General features: G+C 37.4%; 7 protein-coding genes. 4 read left to right on the top strand and 3 right to left on the bottom strand.

Going from position 1 to position 7515, the window contains the following annotated elements:
* From H7254_RS15520 to H7254_RS15535, 4 genes are all read left to right on the top strand, one after another.
* Positions 1-334, top strand: a 334-nt coding sequence (locus H7254_RS15520) for an ATPase domain-containing protein (RefSeq protein WP_301933827.1), incomplete at its 5' end; no start/stop codon positions are given.
* Positions 327-941 (top strand): chemotaxis protein CheB, encoded by a 615-nt coding sequence (locus tag H7254_RS15525; RefSeq protein WP_301933828.1) that lies wholly within the window; start codon positions 327-329, stop codon positions 939-941. The genes H7254_RS15520 and H7254_RS15525, both read left to right, overlap by 8 nt.
* 992 nt (positions 942-1933) lie before the next feature.
* Positions 1934-5992 (top strand): ATP-binding protein, encoded by a 4059-nt coding sequence (locus tag H7254_RS15530; protein WP_301933829.1) that lies wholly within the window; start codon positions 1934-1936, stop codon positions 5990-5992.
* Positions 5993-6072: 80 nt separating this feature from the next.
* Positions 6073-6429 (top strand): response regulator, encoded by a 357-nt coding sequence (locus H7254_RS15535; protein WP_301933830.1) that lies wholly within the window; start codon positions 6073-6075, stop codon positions 6427-6429.
* Between the two features lie 150 nt (positions 6430-6579).
* Here H7254_RS15535 and H7254_RS15540 read toward each other — a convergent pair whose 3' ends face one another.
* The 3 genes from H7254_RS15540 to H7254_RS15550 form a co-directional block, all read right to left on the bottom strand.
* Positions 6580-6771, bottom strand: a complete 192-nt coding sequence (locus tag H7254_RS15540; RefSeq protein WP_301933831.1) for a hypothetical protein — start codon at positions 6769-6771, stop codon at positions 6580-6582.
* A 5-nt stretch (positions 6772-6776) separates the two neighbouring features.
* Positions 6777-7259, bottom strand: coding sequence for a hypothetical protein (locus tag H7254_RS15545; protein WP_301933832.1), 483 nt, complete (start codon positions 7257-7259; stop codon positions 6777-6779).
* 15 nt (positions 7260-7274) lie between these two features.
* Positions 7275-7515 (bottom strand): hypothetical protein (locus tag H7254_RS15550; RefSeq protein WP_301933833.1); only part of this gene is annotated, 241 nt, incomplete at its 5' end.

The following is a 7515-nucleotide window of genomic DNA, read 5'->3' on the forward strand; positions in this document are numbered from 1 at the left end:
AAATGGAATCACCAGCTTTTTTACAAGCCTTGTTTCTTCTGCTGCACAAAATGATACGAGTGGAGAAATTGGAGTATCTTCCTTAATTGATACCTGGATAGTAGTGAGGGAATTGGAAGAAGATGTAAGCAAAAAACGCATTCGTGGACTTTTCATTGTTAAGTCCCGTGGCACGGGCCACGACAGTGATGTACATAAATTGATTTTGAGTGATGATGGAATTAAATTGATGCCAATGAATGATGAATCTACAGTGATAGCCAATGAGGGAAAAAAGATAGGTAAAAATGTTTCTCAGGGTCAAAAATTAGCTAAACAAGATAAAGGTGAATAATGAAAAAAAAGGGAAGCGACCTGCCGTAGATATGGGAGAGTTGCACCCTACATTAATTGTTGGCATTGGTGGATCAGCGGGTGCACTTAACGCTTATAAGGCACTTCTGGATGCAATGCCGTCTGATACAGGTATGTCCTTTGTCATTATTTCTCACATGAACCCCACCGCCAGTAGTCAGTTAGCTAAAATTCTGTCACGTCATACAAAAATGACGGTAATGGTAGCTTCCATGGCGATGCTGGTTCTTGCGAATCACGTTTACGTAATTCCTCCAGACTCAGATCTTTTAATAGAAAACTATAGTTTTAAAGTAATCTCTCCACGATCGAGCAGGAACAAGCAAATAGATGTCTTTTTTGTTTCTTTAGCAGAAGCAATGGGCGTGCGTGCAATCGGCATTGTCCTTTCCGGGTATGATGGCGACGGTACTGAGGGCTGTAAGATCATCAAGGCAAACGGAGGAAAAACCTTTGCCCAGGACATGTCTGCCGAAGTTGACTTCATGCCGCTCAGTGCTCAGGCTTCAGGCTGTGCTGATTTCGTTATGCCTCTCGACAAAATTCCGGATAAATTAAAGAGTTTGGCAGTTGAACTTAAAACTTAGAAGCGAAGCGGTACAATAACCCATTCATCTTTGCTGTTTTGCTCATCATTACTGCATTAAAATAACATTTTTATGAGGAGCAAAAACCTTATCTGATTCTAACTATTCTTTCTCACAAAAAAGAAGCAGCAGATGAAACAGTTATTTACCTTTTTTGCACTTGCTTTTTTAATCTCCTGGATAATCTGGCTGCCATCGCACGGGCATATTTTCGGATTGAATAATTTACCGGCTTTACCCTCTCAACAGGCCATTGGAGCATTGGGCCCTTTGATTGCTTCATTGCTTACAACCTGTATTTTTCTGAAAAAAGATAGGATAAAAAATCTTATCTCAAAATGTTTTAAAACTAAACCGCTGGTATATTTAGCGATTGCTTTGTTAAGCCCTTTAGTATTTATGTGGCTTTTGCGCTCATCATTTGGATACAGCTCGAAATGGTATTTCTCAACGTCGTCCATTGGTTACATACAGTTTATATGTTTTATGCCATCACAATTTTATTTGTGGCTTTATTGCCACAAGTCAAATTCATATAAAAAGTAAGAAAATCTATTTTATCACTATGCCTGCAAATCATTTCAACATAAAAGGTTTAACACCTCAGCAAGTGCTTGAGGCAAGAGAAAAATATGGATACAACAGGTTATCCAATGGATTATGGCAAGGGGGTAAACGGGATAGGACAACCCCTATAAATGTATTGAATATGTGTAAAATAAGGTTAGAAAATTAAACTTAAAACACTTTTAACTTAATTTGCATTTTTTATACAATGTTTGCCATAAGTGGTAGTAATTTTATTTTTAATTACAGACTACTCAAAACAAAGGCCTTCGGATAGTTTTTATTTCAGCAATCGTTTACTGGTTTTGGCAATACTCAGAATCGCTTATTGGGGGTTAAATAAATCATTACTTAATGCCAACAGTTAAAAGATAAAGTAATTAATAAAAATATTGAGATAGAAAAAATAAAACACTTGAAGGAAGATGGAAGAAAAAATAACAAACGCAAAGCTCGATTTCCTCTCCGGTGGCGGTGAGATGGGTGAACTCATTCGTGCTAAAGATTGGTCTAAAACACCTTTGGGTTCACCCGCTACCTGGCCACAAAGTTTGCGAACTACGGTAAGCTTATGTATTGCCTCTAATTTTCCCATAGCAATTATCTGGGGTCCGCACCGGGTGCAGATCTACAACGATGGCTATTGGCCCATAACCGGCGATATGCATCCAACCTCTATGGGACAGGATTTTGCAGCATGCTGGCAGTCGGCCTGGCCCGTTATTGGAAAGGCGTTTGAAGAAGCAATTTTAGGAAATACACGCTTTCTTGAAAACCAGCGAATCTTTCTTGACCGCTATGGATATAAAGAAGAAACTTTTTTTACCTTCTCTTTTAGTCCTATTCTCGATGAATCAGGTGCTGTAGGCGGGCTGTTTCACCCCGTTATAGAATTGACACAACAAATACTTTCCGAAAGAAGGTTAAATATTTTACATACGGTTGCGAACCACACGGTAAACGCCAGAACCGCAGAGGAAGCATCTGCACTTATATTGAATTGTTTAAAAGATTTTGCACTGGATATCCCGTTTGTATTGTTGTACTCCATTGCTGCTGATGGCAAGCAAGTAAATCTGGACGGCAGTGTTGGTATTGAAGGGGATTCGCCTCTTGCCCCTGCAAATATTAACCTTGAGGAACACGCTTTGAAAAGTTGGCCGTTTACCGAAGTGATTCAAAATGGAAAAGCAGTACTGGTTGAAAAACTGGCAAATATTTTTGGGACATTCAATTGCGGACCTTATCCCGAACCACCTGAACAAGCGTTGGTTTTTCCTGTAATTCTTCCTGGTGCTGCTCATAATAATTATTTTCTGGTGGCTGGTGTCAGTTCAAGGCGAAGCCTTGATGAAAAGTACCTGTTGTTTTATGATTTATTGGCAGCGTCTGTAACCAATGAGTTAGCCAAAGCAAGAGTATACGAAGAGGAGCGCAAAAAGGCGGAAGCACTTGCAGAAATTGATAAAGCCAAAACGGTATTCTTTTCCAACATCAGTCATGAATTCCGCACACCGCTTACACTTATGTTAAGTCCGCTGGAAGAATTATTAAATCAGAAAAAAAATAATTTCAGCAAAAGCGAAAAACAAAATATCGAAACAACACACCGCAATGCAATTCGTTTGCTCAAACTGGTAAATACGCTGCTTGATTTCAGCCGCATAGAAAGCGGAAAACAACAGGGGGTATTTAGTTTGGTGGACATTGTTTCGCTCACCAAAAATCTTGCTTCCAATTTCCGGTCTATAATTGAAAAAGCGGGATTAAAACTAATCGTAAATGCTGATTCCATCATCAAGCCCGTTTATGTAGATAAGCAGATGTGGGAAAAAATTGTTTTTAATCTTTTAAGCAATGCTTTTAAATATACACTCGAAGGAAAAATTACCGTGGAGCTTTCAGCAGAAAAAGATTTTGCAGTGTTGAAAGTAAAAGACACCGGAGTTGGAATTCCTGAAAATGAATTGCCTAAAATGTTCGAGCGTTTTCATCGTGTGCAAAATGTTACAGGCAGAACTTTTGAAGGCACCGGCATCGGCTTGTCGCTGATAAAAGAACTGGTGCAAATGCATCACGGCACAATCGGTGTTGAGAGCAAACTCAATAATGGAAGTGTATTCACTGTAAAAATTCCTTTCGGCAAAGAACATCTTGACGGGCATCAGATTTCAAAAACGGCAATTGATTCAGATGAAATTTCTGCTAACATTTATGTAGAAGAAATTGAAACACTTCTTAAAACGGATAAAAAAGAAGCATTAAAAATATCTTCTGTAAAAGAAAAAAATATTCTTCCAACCGTTCTTGTTGTTGATGATAATGCCGATATGCGTGAACATATCAGTTCTATTTTGTCAAATAATTTTAATGTTATCACCGCCAACAACGGGATGGATGCTTTACACAAGATGAAAGAAACTATTCCGGCACTTGTGCTTTCCGATATTATGATGCCCGTAATGGACGGCATTGGCTTATTGAAAGAAATAAAAAGCAACAAAGCCACTTCAAATATTCCTGTCATCTTTCTTACTGCACGTGCCGGTGAAGAATCAAGAATAGAAGGATTGGAAACAGGTGCTGATGATTATCTGGTAAAACCTTTTTCATCTAAAGAATTATTGTCAAGGGTGAAGGCGCAAATAAAAATTATAAAGCTGCGTAATGAACTGGAAGGCAATGTGCGCAATCTGTTTTTAGAAGCGCCTGCGATTATTTGTGTACTTCGAGGTCCGCTACACGTATATGAACTTGCCAATGAAATGTATCTAAAGCTTGTCGGAAACAGGGATATTTTAGGAAAACCAATTCGGAAAGCATTGCCTGAATTGGAAGAGACTGGAATTTATGAACTTTTAGATCATGTGTATTCAATAGGAGAACCTTTTATTGGTAATGAAATGCCTGTGAAGTTAGACAAGGGAAATGGAAAGCTGGAAGAAATTTACATCAACTTTGTTTACCAGCCATCTCGTAATAGTGAAGGTGAAATAGATGGAATTTTGGTGTATGGAGTAGATGTTTCTGAGCAAGTATTGGCACGAAAAAAAATTGAAGAAAGTGAAAAACGATTTCGTTCCCTTGCACAAACATTACCGCAATTGGTTTGGGTTACCGATGCACAGGGCAATCCTGAGTTTGCGTCTGAAAGGTGGAAAACATATTCGGGTATTGAATCGAGAGGCGAAATAGAATGGAAAGCATTAGTGCATCCTGACGACTATGACAACATCAATGCAACATGGGCTCACAGTTTAACAACAGGTGATATGTACACAGCAGAGGTGCGCCTTAAAAATAAAGATGGACAGTACAAATGGCACGCTGTAATAGGGGAACCGGTTTTAGATAAGGATAATAAAATTATAAAATGGGTGGGCGCATTTACCGATATCCATGAGCAGAAAGAAGCAATAGAGACATTAAAAGAAAGCGAAAAGCAATTCAGTACCCTTGCCAATAATATACAAAACCTTACCTGGATAGCAGACAGTGAAGGTTATATCTTCTGGTACAATGAGCGATGGTATGATTACACCGGAACTACTTTAGAAGAAATGAAAGGATGGGGTTGGGAAAAAGTGCATCATCCTGACCATATTGAAAGAGTAGTTAATTTTGTAAAGAAGGCATGGAAAAAAAACGAACCTTATGAGATGACCTTTCCCCTTCGTGGCGCTGATGGTAAATACAGGTGGTTCCTTACCCGTGTATTTCCTGTAAATGATGTCGAAGGTAAAATTTTACGCTGGGTTGGAACCAATACCGATATTGAAGACCAAAAAATAAAAGAAGAAAGAAAAGATGAATTTATCAGCATTGCCAGCCACGAATTAAAGACGCCGCTCACTGCGGTTAAAGGTTATTTGCAATTGCTGGAACTTTCTTTAGATGTAAATAATGAAGATGCAAATCTTTATGTTAAAAAAGCAAGCCAATCTATTATCAGGCTTAATGAATTGATAAGCGAATTACTGGATGTAAGCAAGATACTGCTCGGCAAATTAAATTATACTATATCTACTTTCAATTTTAATGATATGGTTGATAGCACTGTTGAAAATATCCAGCTTACTTCACCCACCCATACCATTATAAAAACCGGTAAGGTATATGGGGACGTAACCGGAGATAAGAACAGGCTGGAGCAGGTGGTAATTAATTTATTAAACAATGCCATAAAATATTCACCCGGTGCAAGCGAGGTTTTAATAAATGTGGAGCAGGAGAATGATAAAATAAAAGTGTCAGTAAAAGATACTGGTATAGGGATGAGTAAAGGTAGCCTTAACCAGATATTTGAAAAATATCATCGTATTAAAGAGCATGCACTGCATTTTCAGGGTTTGGGTATCGGGTTGTATATTTCTTATGAAATTATACAAAGGCATAATGGTAAATTGTGGGTAGAAAGTGAACTGGGTAAAGGAAGTATATTCTATTTCACTTTACCCTTAAGGTATAATGAGTCAGCACAATAAAAGATCAAAATAGGTAACAAAAAAATAGAAGTTTTTTTAGTCAATAAAACATCCCAAGCTAAACATCAAAAAAAGCCAAAATGGAAAAATGTATTTTAATATATGAAGACGACCAGGAAATTTTGTTCCTCTGCAAAAAAATATTATCAAAAAGTCAATATCGGGTAGAGACATTATCAAGATGTGAAAACGTAATTAGCGATATTGATTCCATTAAACCCAATCTTATTATAATGGACCTTTGGATTCCGGAAATTGGCGGTGAGAAAGCCGTTACTATGATAAAAGAAAATTCGGCTACCCGTCATATTCCCGTTTTGCTTTTTTCAGCCAATGCAGAAATTGAAGAAATATGTAAAAAAATAAATGCTGATGGCTATATAGAAAAACCATTTGATATAAATACATTTAAAAAAATAATAGAACAATATATTTAGCACATGAAATGTTAACTCGCTATAATAAGTACTTAGTATTAGTACAAAATTGTATACTTGAATATACTCCCTTTAGATAAAGGCCACAAAAACAACCAGTGTGTATAATAGCTCGAAAAAAATTATCTTAAATCCCGGCGGGTAATTAATTTAAACTCTTAATCCTCTTGTCTTTTTTGATGTCTCTTTTTTAGGCAGAGAAGATTTTTTCATTTTTATAACAGGTGTTTCTTTTGTCTCAACCATTTTCCCATCCACCCTATTATGCTGCTTCATCTGGTTCCCCTGAATTTTAATAGAAATTTCACGGTCTAATTTTGAAACATCTTTTTTAACCCACATTGCAACTAACCAAAGCCAGGTTCAGCGATAGCAAGAGTTTCAATTTTGTTAGGTGGCGGTTTGTGTACTACAAATTTGATTTGCTTAAAGGGTTTTGATTTTTGTTGTTTGAGGGCATGGTGGATCTGCCTAAGATCTTCGGTTGGTTCGGTGCATCGCTTTATTTGTATCATTTTATCGTAACTGTTTTGCGCTGTAGTCAGCACTGATTTTTGTGTGGATGCTTTTCTTTTTATTTCTTTCCAGTCATCATTGATACCCGATTGTTTTAGCTGATAACGTATGGTGTTTACCAACCAATAGGCCAGTAATCCTAAATGCAGGTGCGCCATGGTGGAGCTGTCGTTTTTATGATAAATGGGGCGCAGGTCAAAATCTGTTTTCAATATTCTAAAGGTAGATTCTATCTCCCGGATGGTATTGTAAATCATCCATTCTAAGGCTTCATCTGTATCCTCTAAATTTGTTCTTAAAAAATAGACACCCAATTTTTTATTAGCTTCCTAGGCTTTTACCTCATCCTTTTGCCAGTAAATGTTTTTTACTATTTTGGTAGCTATGTCAATATCAAGGGTGATGTTGTACAGATGATGGATGGACGGATATTTTTGTTTGGCCCTGCCAATTCTTTGCTGCACCTTATCTACTTTTTTTATGCCCCTTGGTTTGCTTAAGCTTTGTTTTATTAAATTTAATTGTTCTTCATAACCCTGCTCCAACCTGTTTTTAATGCCTTGCTCTTTC

Source organism: Ferruginibacter sp. (assembly GCF_014377975.1).
Classification (GTDB): domain Bacteria; phylum Bacteroidota; class Bacteroidia; order Chitinophagales; family Chitinophagaceae; genus Ferruginibacter.

What these genes read in the sequence shown, in the direction of transcription:
- H7254_RS15530 (WP_301933829.1), top strand. Translation starts at nt 1,934, where the DNA reads ATGGAAGAAAAAATAACAAACGCAAAGCTCGATTTCCTCTCCGGTGGC.
- H7254_RS15535 (WP_301933830.1), top strand. Translation starts at nt 6,073, where the DNA reads ATGGAAAAATGTATTTTAATATATGAAGACGACCAGGAAATTTTGTTC.
- H7254_RS15540 (WP_301933831.1), bottom strand. Translation starts at nt 6,771, where the DNA reads ATGTGGGTTAAAAAAGATGTTTCAAAATTAGACCGTGAAATTTCTATT.